The sequence below is a fragment of the Neoalteromonas flava genome (assembly GCF_002807685.1).
GTDB lineage: Bacteria > Pseudomonadota > Gammaproteobacteria > Enterobacterales > Alteromonadaceae > Alteromonas_E > Alteromonas_E flava.
This window is the reverse complement of the sequence record NZ_PEAX01000002.1, coordinates 126,179-142,309: the sequence shown is the minus strand read 5'-3', so window position 1 is coordinate 142,309 and position 16,131 is coordinate 126,179. Positions and strand designations below refer to the sequence as shown.

The 16,131-nt window shown below is 45.9% G+C and carries 18 protein-coding genes; 9 read left to right on the top strand and 9 right to left on the bottom strand.

The window, feature by feature from the left end; genetic code table 11:
• Window positions 1–2 precede the first annotated feature (2 nt).
• Together CSH92_RS04545 and CSH92_RS04540 are read left to right on the top strand one after the other, a co-directional pair.
• Entirely contained in the window at window positions 3–923 is a 921-nt protein-coding gene (locus CSH92_RS04545) for a mechanosensitive ion channel family protein (protein WP_100656433.1), read from the top strand.
• Window positions 924–977: 54 nt separating this feature from the next.
• On the top strand, window positions 978–1,364 hold the full coding sequence (locus tag CSH92_RS04540) for a hypothetical protein (RefSeq protein ID WP_100656432.1): 387 nt from the start codon (window positions 978–980) through the stop codon (window positions 1,362–1,364).
• A 38-nt stretch (window positions 1,365–1,402) separates the two neighbouring features.
• Here CSH92_RS04540 and CSH92_RS04535 read toward each other — a convergent pair whose 3' ends face one another.
• Window positions 1,403–1,552 (bottom strand): entericidin A/B family lipoprotein, encoded by a 150-nt coding sequence (locus CSH92_RS04535; protein ID WP_100656431.1) that lies wholly within the window; start codon window positions 1,550–1,552, stop codon window positions 1,403–1,405.
• A gap of 276 nt (window positions 1,553–1,828) precedes the next feature.
• Here CSH92_RS04535 and CSH92_RS04530 point away from each other — a divergent pair, with 276 nt between their 5' ends.
• From CSH92_RS04530 to CSH92_RS04520, 3 genes are read left to right on the top strand one after another with little or no spacing between them, the layout of a single operon-like run.
• Window positions 1,829–2,941: an efflux RND transporter periplasmic adaptor subunit gene (locus tag CSH92_RS04530; protein ID WP_100656430.1), complete on the top strand. Its 1,113-nt coding sequence runs from the start codon at window positions 1,829–1,831 to the stop codon at window positions 2,939–2,941.
• A gap of 15 nt (window positions 2,942–2,956) precedes the next feature.
• Window positions 2,957–6,046, top strand: coding sequence for an efflux RND transporter permease subunit (locus tag CSH92_RS04525; RefSeq protein ID WP_100656429.1), 3,090 nt, complete (start codon window positions 2,957–2,959; stop codon window positions 6,044–6,046).
• Window positions 6,043–6,708, top strand: a complete 666-nt coding sequence (locus CSH92_RS04520) for a CerR family C-terminal domain-containing protein (RefSeq protein ID WP_100656428.1) — start codon at window positions 6,043–6,045, stop codon at window positions 6,706–6,708. Before CSH92_RS04525 ends, CSH92_RS04520 begins: the two co-directional genes overlap by 4 nt.
• Window positions 6,709–6,785: 77 nt before the next feature.
• On the opposite strand, the gene CSH92_RS04515 is transcribed toward CSH92_RS04520, so the two are convergent.
• The 8 genes from CSH92_RS04515 to CSH92_RS04480 form a co-directional block, all read right to left on the bottom strand.
• Window positions 6,786–7,373, bottom strand: a complete 588-nt coding sequence (locus CSH92_RS04515) for a BON domain-containing protein (protein WP_100656719.1) — start codon at window positions 7,371–7,373, stop codon at window positions 6,786–6,788.
• 250 nt (window positions 7,374–7,623) lie between these two features.
• Window positions 7,624–8,814 (bottom strand): glutathionylspermidine synthase family protein, encoded by a 1,191-nt coding sequence (locus CSH92_RS04510; protein WP_100656427.1) that lies wholly within the window; start codon window positions 8,812–8,814, stop codon window positions 7,624–7,626.
• 1 nt (window position 8,815) lies between these two features.
• The gene (locus CSH92_RS04505) at window positions 8,816–9,433 is read right to left on the bottom strand and encodes a DUF1190 domain-containing protein (RefSeq protein WP_100656426.1); all 618 of its coding nucleotides are present in this window, start codon (window positions 9,431–9,433) and stop codon (window positions 8,816–8,818) included.
• Between the two features lie 9 nt (window positions 9,434–9,442).
• Window positions 9,443–9,859 carry a DUF350 domain-containing protein gene (locus CSH92_RS04500; RefSeq protein WP_100656425.1) on the bottom strand — a complete coding sequence of 139 codons (417 nt, stop codon included), beginning with the start codon at window positions 9,857–9,859 and terminating at the stop codon, window positions 9,443–9,445.
• Window positions 9,860–10,033: 174 nt separating this feature from the next.
• Window positions 10,034–10,678, bottom strand: coding sequence for a YjfK family protein (locus tag CSH92_RS04495; RefSeq protein ID WP_100656424.1), 645 nt, complete (start codon window positions 10,676–10,678; stop codon window positions 10,034–10,036).
• A 3-nt stretch (window positions 10,679–10,681) separates the two neighbouring features.
• Window positions 10,682–11,737, bottom strand: a complete 1,056-nt coding sequence (locus CSH92_RS04490; RefSeq protein WP_205662121.1) for a potassium channel family protein — start codon at window positions 11,735–11,737, stop codon at window positions 10,682–10,684.
• Window positions 11,738–11,745: 8 nt separating this feature from the next.
• Entirely contained in the window at window positions 11,746–12,426 is a 681-nt protein-coding gene (locus CSH92_RS04485) for a PspA/IM30 family protein (RefSeq protein ID WP_100656423.1), read from the bottom strand.
• Between the two features lie 17 nt (window positions 12,427–12,443).
• Entirely contained in the window at window positions 12,444–12,842 is a 399-nt protein-coding gene (locus CSH92_RS04480) for a YjfI family protein (protein WP_100656422.1), read from the bottom strand.
• A 191-nt stretch (window positions 12,843–13,033) separates the two neighbouring features.
• Between CSH92_RS04480 and CSH92_RS04475 the strand changes: the two genes are divergently transcribed.
• From CSH92_RS04475 to yajC, 4 genes are all read left to right on the top strand, one after another.
• The gene (locus CSH92_RS04475) at window positions 13,034–13,297 is read left to right on the top strand and encodes a DUF6471 domain-containing protein (RefSeq protein ID WP_100656421.1); all 264 of its coding nucleotides are present in this window, start codon (window positions 13,034–13,036) and stop codon (window positions 13,295–13,297) included.
• Window positions 13,298–13,516: 219 nt separating this feature from the next.
• Window positions 13,517–14,551, top strand: coding sequence for a tRNA preQ1(34) S-adenosylmethionine ribosyltransferase-isomerase QueA (gene queA, locus CSH92_RS04470; protein WP_100656420.1), 1,035 nt, complete (start codon window positions 13,517–13,519; stop codon window positions 14,549–14,551).
• A 66-nt stretch (window positions 14,552–14,617) separates the two neighbouring features.
• Entirely contained in the window at window positions 14,618–15,730 is a 1,113-nt protein-coding gene (gene tgt / locus CSH92_RS04465) for a tRNA guanosine(34) transglycosylase Tgt (RefSeq protein WP_100656419.1), read from the top strand.
• 23 nt (window positions 15,731–15,753) lie between these two features.
• Window positions 15,754–16,089: a preprotein translocase subunit YajC gene (gene yajC / locus CSH92_RS04460; RefSeq protein ID WP_100656418.1), complete on the top strand. Its 336-nt coding sequence runs from the start codon at window positions 15,754–15,756 to the stop codon at window positions 16,087–16,089.
• Window positions 16,090–16,131 lie beyond the last annotated feature (42 nt).

Sequence of the window (16,131 nt, the reverse complement as noted above, 5' to 3'; positions counted from 1 at the left end):
TAATGGATATCACTGCATTCGATAGATTTTGGTTACTCATCCAAGAAAAACTTCAGACTTGGGCAGAGCTTGGGATCAAGCACTTACCCAATATCGCTGTCGCAATTGTTATCGCCATTGTTTTTGGTTTGCTATCGCGGCTTATCGGGCGAATTGTGCAACAACTGTTGCGACGAAGTATCGAATCGCGTCAAATCGCCGACCTGTTCACCGCGGTCGTCAAGGTTGCAGTGATCATTGTTGGATTGTTCATTGCGTTAGAGTTTGTCGGTTTAACCGGCACTGTTACGTCATTGTTAGCTGGGGCTGGGATTGTTGGTTTGGCTATTGGTTTTGCCTTTCAGGACATGACTGAAAACCTAATTGCAGGGATTGCCATGGGGATCCGCAAGCCATTCCAGATCGATGATGTCATTGAAGCAGACGGAGTATTCGGTAAAGTCCGAGCCATCAATCTGCGCAATACCTTGGTTGAAACCTTCTTTGGCCAAGTTGAAATCGTTCCGAATAAGATTTTATTCCGCAACATACTTACCAATTACTCCAAGCGCGGTATTCGTCGTCTCGAAATTCCTGTGGGTATTTCTTATGCCGATGATATTGAGACGGCGGCTGAAGTGATCACCACGGCAATTAATCAACTGGATTTTGTGATTAAACAGGACGAAACAGCGGTTTATGCTACTGAATTTGGAGCAAGTAGTATAAACCTCGTCGTGTGGTTTTGGCTTGAATATCCCGGTGATGAGAGCTACATGAACGCTCGCCATCTCGCTATCGTGACTATAAATAATGTGCTCAAAGAACACGATATCTTGATCCCATTCCCAATCAGGACACTGGATTTTGGCGCCAAAGGCGGCGAAAAATTAGCGAATATAGTCAGTCAGTATCAAGCGTCGAATAGTAGCTCAGCTAATTAAGAAGAGCGTTTTGCGTAATTTCCTTGGCAAAAATAAGGTAACAATGAGGGCACGATGATGGTGAGTTGGAAAGGCAAAGTTAAGGTTTTCAGCCATGACAATATTGTTTTCGATGTACCAAGTCGACTTTTCACTAAACAGGAAGTAGAACAGTGCGAAAACGAAATTCTGGCAGAGGTCAAGGAAGGGCAATCTTGGGTTTTGATGTGTATACCGGATGAAAATGCTGGCCTAACCCCAGATGCTTTAATTGCGCTTGAGAAAAAGTTTGTACAACTATTCGAGTTCGGCTGTTTGGGTATTCTAATTCTCAATCAAACTGCATCTGCAGCGATTATTAATCAGCATATTAAGAGGTTTAATATACCTCGTTGTGTCGCGGACCGCTCAATTGGAAAGCTTTTTTCCCTCGCGGAAGAGTGGTTAGAGCAAGCTAAATGAATGGTGTGCTGCTCCAGGAGCATGGAGCAGCGCTTTTATTATTTTTCTGCAGCTTCTTGCACCGCTTCACCGGCTGCTTCAACGTCTTCGCCGAATCCTTTCATGGTGGCACAAGCAGACAGTGCAGTTGAAATAAAAAAGATAAGTACCGCAAGTTTGGTTTTTGTGAATGAGTTTGATTGCAACATTTGATATCTCCTCGATAGTGGTGATTGTTCTTAAGCGATAATCGCGCCATTTTTATGTGGCTGAAAATTAATAAAAAAAAAGCTTATGCCATTAGCGAGTAAGTAAAGCGTACCGGGGTTGGGAAAATTTTTCCCAGTATTAATTCTGAACAGTCGATGCGCTGGTATCAACCTTAGAATTAAACTTTAGAAAATATAATCAACCGATTAAATCAAATGATTTAATCGGTTGATTATATCTGTTAAGATGGTCGTCAATGGATATTGGAGAACCACATGAACTATCGCCAAATTGTTATTTTTTCGGGTACGCTATTGCTTTTACTCGGCTGTTCTAAACCGCCACAACACGATCCTATCATTCGTTCAGTTATTGCCTATCATCCAATAAATTCGTCGCAGCAGGTATCGCGCACGCTATCTGGCGTACTGCAACCGGTTGATCAGAGCGAACTAAGTTTTGAGATCCCTGGAGTTGTTGCAAGCGTTAATGTGAACCTTGGGGAGACCTTTGCTCGCGGTGATGTCCTCGCCCAGATTGATGACAAAGTATTCGTGCTTGCTGTACAGCAGCAGCAGGGGCAATTATCTGAGGCGAAAGCACGTTTGACTGAGGCGGAATTGGACTTTAAGCGTAAGCAGCAATTAGTCAGCTCCGGAGCTGTGTCCCAAGCGGAAGTTGATCTCGCTGCTTCAAGGTTCCAATCGCTAGCTGACCAAGTCCGTGTGGCTCAGACACGCTTAGAAATCGCGCAAGAAGATCTCGCCGACACCCAACTTGTAGCGCCTTATGCTGGCAGTGTAGCTCAACGTCATGTTGAACCGTCGCAACAGATATCACCGAATATACCGATATTAACTATTCAAGGGTCGGACGCGCTCGAAGTCGCGGTATTGGTGCCTGAGTCAATGATTAATCAAGTGCAAAAAGGCGATAGTGTGCAGGTTGACGTATTGCTGAATCAACAACGCCAATCACTAAGTGGGACTGTGTTTGAAAAAGGAAAACAAGCGCAACGCGCTAATGCATTCCCTGTGACCATTGCGCTAGGTGAAGAAAACCTCGGACAATCCTTACAACCAGGCATGTCGGCTGAGGTTAGGTTTTCGCTGAATGATCTGGCTATTCCGGAGGGGGCTCTGCAGGCACCATTGTCAGCTATCGCAGCGGCATCGAGTAATTCTCACTACGTATTAGCGATTGAACAGCAATCAGGTAAAACGTGGGTCAGACAAGTGGCAATTGACGTGAATAGTATGCGTGATGATATGGCGATTTTCACTCCGCACGAGCCCGTAACGCAGATTGTCCGCGTGGGTCTGGACTTTTTGCACGATGGACAGCAAGTGCACATCACTGATGCTTATCCGCAAACTATCAACCAATAGAGGTTGGCGACTATCATGAATATTTCAGAATTAGGCCTACGCTATAATCGCCTATTAATTGCGGTGGTCGTTTCACTCATGCTATTTGGCGTGTTTAGTTATTTTAATTTACCGGCCCAAGAGGACCCGAAAATTACCGTGCGCGAAGCGGTTGTCACGACTCAATTGGAAGGGTTTCCGGCCCAACGCGTGGAATTGCTGATCACGAAAACGCTAGAAGAGGCAATCCAAAACTTACCCGAGGTCAAAGAGATACGCTCTGTTTCCTTAGTTGGACAGTCGATTATTCACGTGCAAATTGAAGATAGATACACGGAATTGGACCAAATTTGGGATGACTTGCGGCAAGAAATTGATCTGGTTGTTAATCAATTGCCACAAGGCTCATCAGCCCCTCGGATCAATGATAGCTTCGGTGATGTGGCGATTTTAACTGTCGCCATGACGGCTAGTGAAGGGATAAGTTGGGGTGAACAGTTTGATGTTGCGCAGCATGTCCGTGATTTTCTTTTTACCCTTGATGGCACCAAGCGCGTGGATATTCTGGGAGTTCAACCCGAGCAAATGGTGATTGAAGTTACTAACGCCAAGCTTGCCCAGTTAGGCATTGCGCCGAACCTGATATTACAGGCCTTGCAGCAACAAAATATTATCAGCCCAGGTGGCGCAATTGATGCTAATGGGACCAATTTAACCCTTCAGCCTACGGGTAACTACCGCACTATTGAGGACATTGAGGATACCCTGATCGTAATACCGGGGCTGGAGCAGTCAATTCAATTAAAAGACATCGCCAAAGTTGCGCGTAAGCAAGTTGATCCGCCGGTTCGAACCGCATTTTATCGGGGAAAGCCAGCAGTCGTATTTGCGATTGCGAAAAATGACAATGCCGATGTGCTTAGCTATACCCCTAAAGTTGAGGCCTTACTGGCAGATTTACAGGCATCAATTCCCGCCGGTTTTAGTTTGCACACCATTACGCGCCAAGCAGACGTGGTTGCGGCTGCAGTGAATGGCGTGAGTCTCAACGTTATTCAAACATTAAGTATTGTGTCAGCAGTTGTAATTCTGTTTCTTGGATTGCGCACAGGCTTGATCGTTGGCTCTATTGTACCGTCCGTGATCCTGGTAACCATGTCGGTCATGGCCTTTAGTGGAATGGCCTTGGAGCGCATGTCGCTGGCCACGTTGATTATCGCACTTGGCGTACTGGTGGATAATGGCATCGTTGTTGCCGAAGATTTCAAACGCCGCTTGGAGGACGGTGAAAGCCGCGAGCAAGCGCTAGCAGAGGCGGGTAGGACGCTAGCAATCCCCCTATTAACCTCGTCGCTTACGACCATATTGGTATTTCTGCCGTTAATGCTCGCAGAAAGCGCATCGGGTGAGTATACCCGCTCGGTTTCCTTAGTCATTTTGATTTCCTTGTTGGTTAGTTGGTTTTTATCGCTGACCGTAACACCATTGCTGTGTTATCACTTCGTAAAAATTAAGCGTGAGCAAGACGTCGGCGTTGTGCGTCGTAAAATTAATGCGGTCTTCGATCAATTAAATCCAGCCTACGAGAAAAGCCTTAGTATAATATTGCGTTTTCGTAGTTTGTTCTTGCTCGCCATGTTTGGTTTGTTCATCCTCGGTGGCTATGCGTTATCGCTAGTTCCGGTGAAATTTTTCCCGGATTCGGACCGCTCACAAGTCTTAATCTACTTAGATTTACCAGCGGGTAGCTCGATGCGTGAGACCACTAGTTTGATGCAACGGGTGATGGTTGATTTAGAGGACAAATCTCGCTTCCCATACATTCAGCAACAAGTCGCCTATGGCGGTTTTGGTGGGCCCCGATTTGTGCTCTCACTTACCCCGATTGATACCGAGCCGCATAAATCGTTTTTTATGCTGGACGTGGGCGATCGACGGCATGCTCAGCCAACGATTGATGCGTTGCGCGAGATGTTCGCTAAGGAGTATCCAGAAGCCATGGCGAAGGTTACCAAAATGTTCTTAGGTCCGTCTGATTCAAGCAAAATTGAACTGCAGATTAAGGGGCCTGATGCGGAATACTTATTCGACACGGCCCGTGAAATTGAAAAACATATCAGTGAAATAGACGGTATTTATGCCATTCGTAATAACTGGGAAAATCGGGTTACGCAAATTCGTATAAACGTAAATCAGCAGCAAGCGCGACGCGCCGGCGTGAGTTCGCAAGATATTGCGCAGTCGTTGCAAAGTTACTTTAGTGGGCTAGTGGTTAGTGAGTTTCGGGAGGGTGATGATATTTTACCAATTATCATTCGAGCCCCTGAATCAGAGCGTTTTAACCTTGACCGGTTAGCTACGGCAACGGTGTTCTCTTCTGGTTTGGAGCGCAACATTCCATTAATGCAAGTGGCGACATTGGATTACGAAACGGGTTTCGCCCGCATCGCCCGAGAAAACATGTTTCGCACGGTGACGATTGAGGCTAAGAATGCGTTAATGAATGCAGAAGACATGGTGCCTTTGTTAGAGCAAAAGATATCTGCGATACGCGCTTCATTGCCCTTTGGGTATAGCATTGAGTATGACGGCGTGATCCAAGACTCAAAAGACTCGCAGGCGTCTTTGAATAAGAACTTGCCATTGTGTGTCGCGATTATTCTGGTGTTATTGATCGGTCAGTTTAAATCATTCCGCAGAACCTTGATCATTGTTACTACTATTCCATTGATCATAATTGGTGCAGCGGTTGGTTTGCATGTGCTACAGGGTAACTTTGGTTTTATGGTCATATTAGGGCTGTATGCACTGGCCGGGATCATCATTAATAATGCAATTGTGTTGATTGATCGGATCGATAGTGAAATTGCAGAACTGGATGATACAACGCAAAAAAGCCAACGCTTTGATGCGATTATCAGCGCCAGTGTGCGTCGCTTGCGTCCAATTATTATGTCAACGGCAACAACCATTCTCGGTTTGATGCCATTGATTATTGGCCAGGATGCTCTGTTTTACGCCATGGCGGGGGCAATTGCATTTGGTTTAGCCGTGGGGACCTTGTTAACTTTAGGGGTCGTGCCGGTGCTCTACAGTCTAATGTTTAAAATCGAGAAGTATGTATGATTATTCCACCATCTGTTATTGGTTCTGACATTTTAGCCAGCCAAACTGCGGTTGCATTACTGGAAGCCGGCATTGATCAATTCGGACAATTTGGATTAAAGGCGACGACTCGGCACGTAGCAGAACAAGCAAACGCTAATATCGCGTCAATCCCATACTATTTTCGCAGTAAGCGTGGCTTATATGATGCTTGTATGCACTACATTGTTGACAATATTTGGCAGGAAATAGGCCCTCCGTTGGCACATGCAATAGAGCAGGTAGACAAGCTAGATGCTGAGCAAGCAGAAACTGTTTTTCTGGGTTTGATTGACTCCTTCTGTGAGTTGTTCTTACAAGGTGAAGACAGTATTCGCTGGTCGCAATTTATAATGCGCGAGCACGCTACCCCAACTGCCGCGTACGATATTTTTTATCAACGCTACTATTGCCACGCGCAAGCACTGAAGCACAGGCTTTGGGCGCAGTGTACCGGTCAATCCGCTGATAGTGATCGAGTAAAGGTCCAATGCCATGCCGTATTTGGGCAGGTTTTAGCTTTTTTGGTTGCGCGAGAGTCATTGCTCCGCGGCATGCAAATATCGCACATTGAAACGCAGCATATTGAGCTCATCAGGAATGTTGTCAAGGCGCAAGTTAAAGCAATAATTCAGAACGCATAAAAAAAAGAGCGCTAGTGCGCTCTTTTTTCTCTTAGTCTGAAGTCGAACGCCATATGACGTTCGATAACGCTATCACACTATTCTGTTTCCGCGATAGCAATGTCAGCGGATACTGAACGGACGTCAGTGGCATTTTCCGCAATTTGAACCACCAGGTCTTTCTCGGTAGACGAATCTACTACGCCTTTGAGCATTACCTCGCCATCATTTACGTCCACGTTGATATCTGTCCCAGAAATATCGGTATCAAATAACAGTCGCGTTTTGATTACAGTCGCGATTTTGGCGTCCGTCAAGGATTGCATCGAATCGTTGTCTGACATGTCTCTTTCTGACTCAACCACAACCAATTGATTGTCTACTTCATTGACTCCGTCAATCCCGGTAATTAACTCCTCTGCAAGTTTCATGTCGACTGAGCTATCAACCTTACCCGTGAGTGTAACAACACCGTCTTTCACATCGGTATTAATGTCGAACGAATCTAAATTACCGTTGAACAGCAATGTCGCCTCGGCTTTACCATCAATCCAAGCGTCCATTGCAGTATCCTGCCATGCATTGGTTGTGCTTGAGTTTTTATCCATCGCTGCATTGTGGTGATTAGCCTGTGCAGCTACAGTGAAAAGACCAGCGATTGATAGTGCAAGTAATGTGCGTTTCATAATTTTTTCCTCCGTTAAAAATTCAATACTACTCATGCTAATCGCGTACCAACAGGTAAGGTATTGATTAATAATGAAAAAATTAATTATTGTAAATTTGTGGGTCTAGTCAAAGTTGCAGCTTTACAGGGGAGGCTGAAAAAATTACCCAGTGTTACCCTTACGCAACATTTTTAATACTGCGAAGTGCATGGACTCAGCGTTGCAATTCGTAAGAGCGTAGATTTAGGTAGCTTAATGTACTTTCAGCTCAGCCAAGGATCACGTGGGGCATATAGCGTGATAGATCTTGCGTGATCGGTGAGGTATCTTCGCGCACAGAAATCCCTGCGGGCTGGTCATTTACCAGCCATGAACCGATTAAGGTATAGTTGTCAGCATAGCGTGGTAGCGCGTGATGCGCTTGCATGATAAATCCTTCCTCTCCGTAGGGGCCATCAGTGCTAAGTAGTGCGGCATCTCCCTGAATAACACTAATATTGGCACCTTCACGCGAAAAAATGGGCTTTTTCACCCAGCGAGATTGTTTTTCTGCATGGCTTAATTGTTGCCAATCAGCACTGAAATAAGCCGGCAATAAATTAGGGTGGTCGGGATAAAGCTGCCAAAGTAGCGGCAACAATGCTTTGTTTGAGAGTATGGATTTCCATAATGGCTCGATCCAGCGGGTTTTCGCCTCAACAATTGAGCTTGCGAACTCCTCACGTAGCATAAACTCCCAAGGATACAGCTTAAAACAACACGCGATTGCTGCATCGTCGAGATCAGAGAAAATCAGCTTGCCAGAATGATCTTCTGCAAGGCCAATATCTTCGATATACACAAAACTATTTTGTAATCCCGCGTCGCTGGCACAGTCTTGTAAATACTGCACGGTACCGCGATCTTCTTCAGTATCTTGGCAGCAACTAAAATGCATGTGTTCACATTGATAATAGTTAGCAATCACTCGAAGTTGCTGGATCAGACGTTCTTGTAAGGAATTGAACTGGTCACATTGGCGGGGCAACGCACCTTTTTGCACATTGTCCTCTAGCCAAAGCCATTGCCAGAAGCCAGACTCGTACAGAGACGTCGGTGTATCGGCATTGTTTTCTAATAGCTTAGCCGGGCTTTTGCCGTCATAGACTAAATCAAGCCTTGAATAAAGCGAGGGCTGTTGAGTATGCCAAGACTCACGCACTGGATCCCAAAAAGTCTCAGGTATTTGGAATCGACGTAACCATTCATCGCTATTGACCACAGTTGCAACTGCTGCCAAACACATCTGATGTAGCTGAGCCGTTGGATCTTCAATATCAGTTTCTATTTGTGCAAGGGTAAATTGGTAGTACGCACTTTCATCCCAATAGGGCTCACCGTACATGGTATGGAAATGAAAGCCGAACTCAGCAGCCCGCTGGCGCCAGCGCGGGCGCTCAGCGATAGGAATGCGTAACAAATTAGCCGCCCCAGCTACCTTTACGTGATGAGCTTCCCCAACTGGACTTGGCTCTTACCGTACTGCCAAACCCACCACGCTTGATAGTGCGTGCAACCGTTGGTTTCTTCTCAAAGGTTGATTCACGTACACGGTAACGATTATTGCGGATATCACCGTCAAATACATAACCATCTGCCATTGCCCAGCGCCCACGAAACGGTGAATAGCGGGAGTAGGAGGTATACATCGGCTGTGTATAGTAGCGTTTCTTCGGTGATAGTAATTCGCTAACCATGTAGCCGGCCATGAAAGGCATGAAGAATGAACCTTGATTGGTATCTACGTAGCGACATTGATTGGGGCCGAATTCGTATTCACAGTCATTCTCTGAAGCGAATTTGGGCCCTGTGCGTTCAGCCTCGGCTAATGCTTCTTCATAGGCTGCGCGGCAGACATCAGCAGCCGACGCCGGATTGTCATTGACACATTCATCTAGTGAGGTGTAGATGATCCCTTCCTGACGATCGCCACAAGCGGTCAGGAAAATCGAAGCAACACCTACGGCGACGGGTTTCAGCGCAAACATTTTGCGCATACGATGCAAATTAATACTGCCAGAGCGTTTACGTGTTGACATAAGCCCCCCTTAGTACGTCATGCATGCTGCATTGAGTAAACCTACTGCGATAGAGACTGCGGCTAACATAACCCCTGCAGATATCTCATCATTATTAATCCGTTCAGCAATCTTAGGCATGAAGGTAAAGCGCAGCACTGCAAAGGCCAGCGCTTGAGCAATAATCGCGACGACTCCCCACACGCCAAAATCAATGAGTGATTGCGAATTTGCTACCGCGCCTCCCAGTGCAATGGCGAACCCGACCATTGCGCCACCGAAACCGATCGCTGCGGCAACACTGCGCTGCTCTTTGACGAGATGCCATTCATCGTGAGGGGTTACAAAGGCGTAGATAATTTTAAAAACAAATAAGAATACGATACTGATTGCGAAATACATCGCAAAAGAGTCTAGATTTGAGATTGATGCGTAAAGTGCGTCCATATGAGTTTCCTTTTTAAATTCATGCTGCAAAGTGCAAAAATTGGCTCTAATTCTGTAACACCAATGTCGGTCAAAAAAAGACCTTGCGTAAGCTTATTCGCGTTAAGCCAAGGTCTGCATTCTATTGACTATGAGCAATAGAGTATCAACTTAATCCCTAAACGCCAGCCTGTTTTAACCGTTGATTTTTATATCCGCAGGTTGAATATCAAAGCCGGTACTGCGCACTAAACACCGGTCTACATTGTGGTTAACGATTTTCTCTTCACCGGCAACTAAGAGAGATTCAAAAGTATCTGCATCGATTTGCCGTTCATACAGCATCATAAACTGATCAGTCTGACTGGTATCACCATCTTCTTCATAGGTTGTCTCGGTAAAGGCAACGGATGGAGACACTTCACCGACGGCATTCCAAACCCGAGAGAAAACAGTACCGTCCAGAGTGTATTCTGGCTGTGAAATACCCGATGCCAACGCTTCCTGCCATTGCTGATCATTGCCAATGGTCTGGGTATCGTAGAAATACCATAGCTTCACGTCAGTGATATGCGCTTCTGTGTCGCCACCATCAAGGACAACTTGTAAAAACGCATCATCGTCAGTATAAAAACGCAGCATTTTGCCACCGCTATCCAACTCGACTTCACCAACTGCTTGAATAATGTGTTTACTGGCGGGATTTTCTATCAACAGCTGCGGCACCAGCAAACGCAGTTTTAGCGCATCTAACTCAAACGAACCACCCAAGTACAAGCCCATAATTTCTGGCGCTTTGGGCGTATTTTCTTCAGGTTTAGAGAACCATTTCTTAAACATGCATTACCCCTCGGCCACCAAGCGCTGCCAATCCACTGAGGGTATACGTTTATCAGCGATATAAAAGAGCTTGTCGCCGCCAGAGACTGACTCGCTAAGCACTGGGTTGACACGCATTTGGCGATAATCTCCCTGCGGCGCGTAACCGATAAAAATGGCTTCGTACTGGCGCTTTAAATTGATAAATATCGCCTCTAATGAGAGTTCAGTTACGCTTGGCGGCACAGTAACAGAGTATTGGGCTTGGCCTTCTTGGACATCCAATAAGTCGTGATGGAGCACACTGGAACCCGGATCAAATGCTGATTTTGCTAGCATTTCCACCGCCACGCTCGGTGTACACTCTACATTCGGACAATGTTTTTCGAGCAGTTTAGATAGGTTTTCATCATGAAAGTAGGCGACCAAGTGCGCATTGGGATTGCGTTGCGCGCAATACAATGCGGTCGTCATTGTTACATCGTCCAAAGGATTATCGATAATAATGGTTTTCGCATCGGCGACACCGGCACGATCCATCTCATCATTATTAAAAGACGCGACTTTGACAAACTCGATCTCGCCTGGCAGCGGATTGTTCACTTCGGCTCGTACACACAAGACGATGTCAGGCGCATCACTTGAGTCAGCGCGCTCTTGCAGCAGTAATTTGAGTAATTGTAAGGTTCGGTTGTCGTTCCAACCGATAACCAGAATATGCTCCTGAACGTTGAGACTTTTCAAACCTAACACTCCTTTTTGCCATTGGCGCGAAACCCAACTTGCAATGCGGCCCACGACCATCGCAAAAATACTTAAACCTAAAGGGATGATATAGAACGCGACAATCATTTTACCCGCAGGGGTTACCGGTGAATAATCACCATAACCCACGGTAGAACCGGTGACGGCCAACCAATAAATAAAATCATGCGCACTCAGCAGTGCGGTTTCGTCGGCTAAATAGAGTAGGCACCAACTACTTATGGCGTAAAATACTAACACCAAGGCGATGGTGTACCAGCGCGCCTCGGCGAAGTATTGCAACATTACTTTGCGGACTTTACCCCACAAATTCATAGTGGTCTCTATTTGCCAAGAATACGACTTAACTCATCATCTGCAGAGCTTTGCCCGCCTTTGATCCCCGCTGCAGCAAGACGCTTTTCCAAATCATCAGAAGATTCGCTGCTGGCGAGTTCTTCTGCTGCTTCCAATTCAGCGTTGCGCAGAGTTTGGCGTTCTTGAATGCGCTGCAATGACTCCGTTGCCGTCTTCATTTTGCTATTCGCACCCATGTGTCTTGATGAAACTGCTACCTGAGCTTTTTGCACAGACTCTGTGGCTTTAACCATATCAACTTGCTGTTCCAAGCGGCGCAAGTTGGCTTTCGCTTGGGAAATATTTTGCGCGAGTTGAGTTTCCGATTTTTTAAACTGGTCAAGATAGCTTTGTTCAGCTTCACGTTCTGCTTTTAAATCAGAGACTTTTTGCGCACAGTCCAAGGCCAATTGACGGTCTGTATCTACTGCTTTGCGCGCGTGTTCTTCATATTGTGCGATGCTCGCGTCAAGACTATCCACCTTTTGTTGAGCGAGTTTGCATTTAGCCAGAATTTGCGTGCGCGCGTGGTCGGATTTACGCAATTCTTCTTTCGCTTCACGGATCTCTTGCTCAAGGATACGGATTGCTTGACTGTCCACAACCGATTGCGCTGCTTCTGTGGCACCACCTTTCACCGCGGTGACTAACTTTCGCCATACTGACATAAAAATCTCCTGACTGATTAAACGCTAACACTGAGGTGAGATTGATACGCATCGAGAAATCCTGCGACGTTTTGAAACAGGGTCTCAATCTCGATCAACACGCTTTCAGCTTTTGATTGTGCACTTAACGACCCAAAGGCAGTGTAATAATCCTCATTGCCTACCGTTGAGATGCCGACGGTCGTCAATGGGAAAATCATATGGGTGCGTAAGATCTCGTCATTTAGGGCTTTAGTATCAGTCACTTCAGAAACCGCGAAAAGTAAGCTTTCGACTAAAATTTGCTCGCCACTAATGGCTAACCAGGCATCAATGCCATCTTCGTTAGCTATCAATAAGCAGTGTTCTTCCTGTGTGACTACATATTGACCCTGCTCAGCAAGCAGTTCCGTCAGTTGTTGCAAGTTCCAGCTCATTCACTTTCTCCAGTTACTGTGGACTATGTGTATACTCTACCCTTAATCGAGAAATAAGACTATGTCTTGGGTATCAGTTAATGCACGCTCAAAAGTGTAGTCATTTGAGGTTAAACGTGTCAATATTAATTTTAAACAAAAGTAGCAAATACAGTCTATTTGTGAATTATAATTTACGTTTGTGAGGTATCATGACTGCAAAAACGAATGCTCTTTGGCGCATTGCATTACAACGTGTGATCAAAATGGAAATGTCCAAGCGGGACGTGACTTATCAGGCGTTGAGTGAGCGTCTTGACGCCATTGGGATCCAGCAAAGTGCAGACAACTTACGCAACAAAATTAATAAAGGAATTTTAGGTGCCGACCTTTTGTTACAAATTATGTCTGTACTTAATGTACGTTCGTTAGACTTTGAAAGCGTTACTGAAATCTTGGATGATATCCAACAATAAAAAAAGCTCGCCGGAGCGAGCAATAAGGAAGTTAGGAGAACAACACTGTCTGTTTACAACATGGAAGAAGTGAAGTTGTATAAACTTTAGCCAGAAACGACGGGATTATCGATGCAATTAGAGTATCAAAAACGCATTGCAGGTATTAGAAATGATACGTAAAATCCGCACACTGTAAGTTTCCCTTCGACTAAACCCACCGCTATATAGTGAATACCTATGAAATTGTCAGATTTTAATTTTGAGTTACCTGAACATTTAATCGCTAAGTATCCAACCCCGGAACGCACTGCGAGTCGGCTGTTACAGCTAGACGGTAAAAGCGGTGAGGTAAAGCACGGTAAATTTACTGATATTCTGGATTTATTACAGCCAAATGATTTGCTGGTATTCAATAATACCAAGGTTATTCCCGCTCGGTTGATGGGGCAAAAGGCGACAGGCGGTCAGGTCGAGGTATTGATCGAACGTATCTTAAAAAGTAACACTGCTTTAGCGCATGTGCGCGCAAGCAAAGCCCCGAAACCTGGCACCCTGTTGCGACTTGAGAACGCCATTGATGTTGAAGTGGTGGGACGTCAAGGTGCGCTATTTGAGCTGGAGTTTAAGGGCGGAGAATCGATTTTGGCCATGCTCGATCAGTATGGGCACATGCCCTTACCGCCCTACATTGACAGACCTGACGAAGATTCCGATAAAACTCGCTACCAGACGGTTTATGGTGAGAAGCCGGGAGCCGTTGCTGCACCTACTGCGGGTTTGCACTTCGACGACGCAACACTGGAAGCGCTGCGCAAAAAAGGGGTTCAGTTAGCCTTTGTTACCTTGCATGTGGGGGCGGGCACCTTCCAACCTGTGCGTGTGGAAAACATAGAAGAACATCAAATGCATGCTGAATATGCTGAGGTTCCCGAAGACGTGGTTGCGGCGGTAAAAGCCGCAAAAGCCAATGGTGGACGCGTAGTCGCCGTCGGTACGACCTCAGTTCGGTCATTAGAAACCGCCGGCAGTAGTGGTGAAATAGCCACGTTTTTTGATGATACCAGTATTTTTATTTATCCCGGTTATCGGTTTAACGTGGTCGATGCCATGATTACTAATTTTCATCTGCCGGAGTCGACCCTGATGATGCTGATCAGTGCCTTTGCTGGGCGGGATCATGTCATGGCCGCATATCAGCAAGCTATTGAAAATGAGTACCGCTTCTTTAGTTACGGCGATGCAATGTTCATTGAAAAAGCGGATAACACATGACCTTCTTGAGATAACTGGTATAATCGCGCCCCAAATTTTTGCAATAACACAGTTGTCGGAATATTCATGCAGTTTAAACTGTTAAACACTGATAAAGGCGCGCGGCGCGGCCAATTGGTGTTCGAAAGAGGCGTCGTCGAAACGCCTGCGTTTATGCCGGTAGGTACTTACGGTACAGTCAAAGGCATGACGCCTGAAGAGCTTGACGCTTCAGGTGCGCATATTTGTTTAGGAAATACCTTTCACCTCATGTTACGGCCCGGCACCGGGATCATTCGCCAGCACGGCGATCTGCACGATTTTATGCATTGGCAGAAACCTATCCTAACTGATAGTGGTGGTTTTCAGGTTTTTTCTCTTGGCGATTTGCGCAAGATCACAGAAGAAGGCGTTACTTTTCGTTCGCCGATCAATGGGGAAAAAATCTTACTGACGCCGGAAAAATCCATGGAAGTGCAACGCGATTTAGGCTCTGACATTGTGATGATTTTCGATGAGTGCACGCCATACCCAGCGACGGAACAAGAAGCCCGGCTATCGATGGAATTATCACTGCGCTGGGCAAAGCGCAGTAAAGACGCGCATGGTGATAGTGAGTCGGCATTGTTTGGGATTATACAAGGTGGTATGTACGAAAACCTGCGTGATGTCTCGTTGGCTGGCTTAATGGATATCGAGTTTGATGGTTATGCCATTGGCGGGCTATCGGTCGGTGAACCCAAAGAAGATATGATCCGGATTATTGAACATACGGCACCTAAAATTCCTGCGGATAAACCACGCTATTTAATGGGAGTCGGTAAACCGGAAGACATTGTTGAAGCGGTTAGACGTGGTATCGATATGTTTGATTGTGTGATGCCAACGCGCAATGCGCGCAACGGTCACCTATTCGTCACTGAGGGTGTTATCAAGATCCGCAACGCTGCGCATAAAACCGATACCGCACCATTGGATGAAAATTGTGACTGTTACACTTGTAAAAATTATTCTCGTGCATACTTACATCACTTAGACAAGTGCAACGAGATACTGGGTGCACGACTGAACACAATCCATAATCTGCGCTATTACCAGCGCGTGATGCAAGGGTTGCGCGATGCCATCGAAGCCAATGAACTCGATGATTTCGTACAAGATTTTTATGCAAAGAAAAACATGCCGGTACCGGCGTTATAACAACAAAATAAACGGGGAATGATATGAGTTTTTTTATTTCTGACGCACACGCGCAAGCAGCTGGTAGCCCACAAGGCGGCGGCTTTGAAATGATCATCATGTTGGTGGTGTTTGGTCTGATCTTCTACTTCTTGTTGTATCGTCCACAAGCGAAGCGCGTTAAAGAACATAAAAACCTGGTTGCATCATTGAGTAAAGGCGATGAAGTGCTCACCCAAGGTGGCCTTGTCGGCAAGATCACCAAAGTGAGTGAAGACAAAGATTTCATTGAAATAGCCCTTAATGAAACGAATAACATCGTGGTGCAAAAAGCTGCGGTAACCGCTGTTCTGCCCAAAGGGACAATGAAAGCTATTTAATTGAAATGACGCCAAGCGAGCTTGGCTTCAAAGGAATGTTGT